General features: G+C 73.0%; 3 protein-coding genes and 2 pseudogenes. 1 reads left to right on the top strand and 4 read right to left on the bottom strand.

Translation table 11 applies throughout. From position 1 onward, the window contains the following. The 3 genes and pseudogenes from B7L92_RS43205 to B7L92_RS36845 form a co-directional block, all read right to left on the bottom strand. Positions 1 to 117: pseudogene (locus B7L92_RS43205) on the bottom strand (aldo/keto reductase); the annotation flags it as partial. Between the two features lie 117 nt (positions 118 to 234). Next, positions 235 to 513, bottom strand: a pseudogene (locus B7L92_RS36850) (AMP-binding protein); the annotation flags it as partial. A gap of 87 nt (positions 514 to 600) precedes the next feature. Beyond that, complete coding sequence (locus B7L92_RS36845; RefSeq protein ID WP_004980960.1) at positions 601 to 1482, bottom strand: LysR substrate-binding domain-containing protein; 882 nt, start codon at positions 1480 to 1482, stop codon at positions 601 to 603. A 203-nt stretch (positions 1483 to 1685) separates the two neighbouring features. Between B7L92_RS36845 and B7L92_RS36840 the strand changes: the two genes are divergently transcribed. Then, a complete protein-coding gene (locus B7L92_RS36840) occupies positions 1686 to 2699 on the top strand; it encodes a bile acid:sodium symporter family protein (RefSeq protein WP_081241502.1) in 1014 nt (337 codons plus the stop codon). On the opposite strand, the gene B7L92_RS36835 is transcribed toward B7L92_RS36840, so the two are convergent. After that, on the bottom strand, positions 2635 to 3029 hold a 395-nt coding region (locus B7L92_RS36835), incomplete at its 5' end, for a DUF5005 domain-containing protein (RefSeq protein ID WP_497592033.1). The two genes, B7L92_RS36840 and B7L92_RS36835, sit on opposite strands and share 65 nt — an antisense overlap.

Below are 3029 nucleotides of genomic sequence, written 5' to 3'. Positions count from 1 at the left end.
CTCCAGCGCCGTCGCGACGGCCGTCTCGGCCTCGGCGTCCGGCACCTGCCAGACGCCGAAACCCAGCTGGGGCATCTCGACGCCGTTGTTCAGGGTGATCGGGGGGACCTTGCTCACGAGCTCTCGATCCTTCGGTTGTGGTCAGGTGATACCCCCATGGTCAACGATCACGGCCCGTGATGCATTCCTGACCGGAGAATTCACCCGCGGCAGAGCGCCTCCACCTCTTCCGCGCAGGGTCTCGTCGGTCGCCCCGGGGCCGTTGGGGTAGCCCTGGAAGACGGTGTCGCCCCGCAGCCAGATCTCCCCGTCCTCCGCGATGCGCACGGTGACCCCGGGTACGGGCTGCCCGACCGTGCCGTACCGGGTGCGCTCGGGCGGGTTGGCGGTGGCGGCCGCCGCCGACTCGGTGAGGCCGTACCCCTCGTAAACGCGGACGCCGGCGCCCGTGAAGAACAGCCCGAGCCGGCGGTCCGTCGCCGAGCCGCCCGACAGGGCGTGCCGGACCGGTCCGGGAGGGTGACGTCCCGCACGGCGCAGCGAAACATGATCGCCCCTTGGGGCGCCCGCCCCGGCCCGGCACGCGTGCGGCCGGAACCGTCAGCGCCGGCCGCTGCGGTGCAGCCGGTCGCCGCCCGCCAGGATCGCCGCCGCCAGGGCGTCGGCCGCTCCCTGCGCGGAGGGGCGGTGCCGGCCGTGCGCCACCACGAAGTCCACCTCGCCCGGCTCCGGCAGGCCCGCCCGCTCCGGCATCCGCACCAGCCCCGGCGGGATCAGCCCGCGCGAGTGCACCATCACGCCCAGCCCGGCGCGGGCCGCCGCGAGCAGGCCGTTGAGGCTGCCGCTGGTGCACACGATGCGCCACTGCCTGCCCTGCCGCTCCAGCGCCCGCAGGGCCAGGTCCCGGGTGATGCCCGGCGGCGGGTAGACGATCAGCGGCACCGGACGGTTCGGGTCCGGGCGCAGCCCCTGCGCGCCGATCCACACCAGCTCGTCGCGCCAGACCAGCCGGTGCGGATCGGCGCGCGGATCCTCCGGCCGCCGCTTCGCCAGCACCAGGTCCAGCTTTCCCGCGGCGAGCTGCTCGTGCAGGGTGCCCGACAGCTCGACCGTCAGCTCCAGGTCGACCTCCGGGTGCTCGTGCCGGAACCGTTCGAGGATCTCCGGCAGCCGGGTCAGCACGAAGTCCTCCGACGCGCCGAACCGCAGCCGCCCGCGCAGCCGGGTGCCGGTGAAGAACTGCGTCGCCTGCTCGTGCACGGCCAGGATGCGCCGCGCGAAGCCGAGCATCGCCTCGCCGTCCTCGGTCAGCTCCACCGAGTGCGTGTCCCGGGTGAACAGCTGCCGCCCGGTCGCGTCCTCCAGCCGCCGCACGTGCTGGCTGACGGTCGACTGGCGCAGCCCGAGCCGCCGCGCTGCCTGGGTGAAGCTCAGCGTCTGCGCCACGGACAGGAACGTCCGCAGATGAGTGGGGTCGTACATTCCGGCAGGCTACCGCGGTCATCGAGGAACGTGATGACAGTGAGAGCGGTATACCGGATTCCCGATCACGGCCGGAGGGAGCAGGATGGAGGGGGGACCCCTCGTCCCCGCGCAGCCGAGGGACGCCGAGCGCGTCCGTGGGCGCACCGCCCGAACGACCGAGCAAGTGGAGCACCGTGAAACGCCTGCGATGGCCGGCCTGGATGCCGGTCGACCCGTACCTCCTGCTCCTGCTCGGGACGGTGGGACTCGCCGCGCTGATCCCGGCCCGCGGCACGGGGGCGGACGTCGCGTCGGGCGCCTCCACGGCCGCGATCGCCTTCCTCTTCTTCCTCTACGGCGCCCGGCTGTCCACCCGTGAGGCCCTGGACGGCCTGAAGCACTGGCGGCTCCACGTCACCGTCCTGGCCTGCACGTTCGTCGTCTTCCCGCTGCTGGGCCTCGCGGCCCGCGGACTGGTCCCGGTGCTCCTGACCGACCCCCTGTACCAGGGCCTGCTCTTCCTCACCCTGGTCCCCTCCACCATCCAGTCGTCGATCGCCTTCACCTCGATCGCCCGCGGCAACGTGCCCGCCGCGATCTGCGCCGGCTCCTTCTCCTCGCTGGTCGGCATCGTCGTCACCCCGCTGCTCGCGGCGGCGCTGCTCGGCAGCGGCGCGGGCGGGTTCTCCGCCGACTCGGTGCTGAAGATCGTGGCGCAGCTGCTGGTGCCGTTCGTCGCCGGACAGGTTCTGCGCCGCTGGATCGGGTCCTTCGTCGCCCGCCACCGGAAGGTGCTGGGGCTGGTGGACCGGGGTTCGATCCTGCTCGTCGTCTACACCGCGTTCAGCCAGGGCATGGTCCAGGGCATCTGGCACCGGGTGAGCCCGGCCCGGCTCGGCGGACTGCTCGTCGTGGAGGCCGTGCTGCTCGCCGTGATGCTGCTGCTGACCTGGTACGGGGCCAAGGCACTGAGGTTCGGCCGGGAGGACCGGATCGCGATCCAGTTCGCCGGCTCGAAGAAGTCGCTGGCCGCCGGGCTGCCCATGGCGAGCGTGCTGTTCGGGGCCCAGGCCTCGCTGGCGGTGCTGCCGCTGATGCTCTTCCACCAGATGCAGCTCATGGTGTGCGCGGTGATCGCCAAGCGCCGCTCCCACGACCGGGTCGAGGAGGTCACCGCACCGGAGCGAGCCGGATCGTCACGAACCGGGGTCGGTACAGGGACACGTTCCGGCTGAGCATCACGGCGGCTCCGGACGTCTCCAGCCAGTTCACGTCGTAGCTCAGCACCAGCCGCCCGTCGTCGCTCAGCTCCGGGTGCGTCTGCGGGTTGTAGGCGGCGGTACCGTCCCGCGGCAGCTCCGGATCGAACTCCTCGGCCGGTCCGTGCCACGGCCCGGCCGGGGAGCAGGCCCAGTACGCCGCCACCGTGGTCAGCCCCGCGGCGCCCGCGGCCATCGTGAACAGCACGTACGTCCCGTCCGCCCGCACCACGGAGAACGCGCTGCCCACGCCCTTGTGCCGCCCGTCCGCGCCCGGTGCTCGGCGACGGGCGGCACAAGGGCGTG

It is taken from the genome of Streptomyces viridosporus, assembly GCF_002078235.1.
In the GTDB taxonomy this organism is placed as follows: Bacteria; Actinomycetota; Actinomycetes; order Streptomycetales; family Streptomycetaceae; genus Streptomyces; species Streptomyces viridosporus.
Note: the sequence above shows the minus strand (reverse complement) of the source record. Positions and strands in the feature narration are given on the sequence as shown.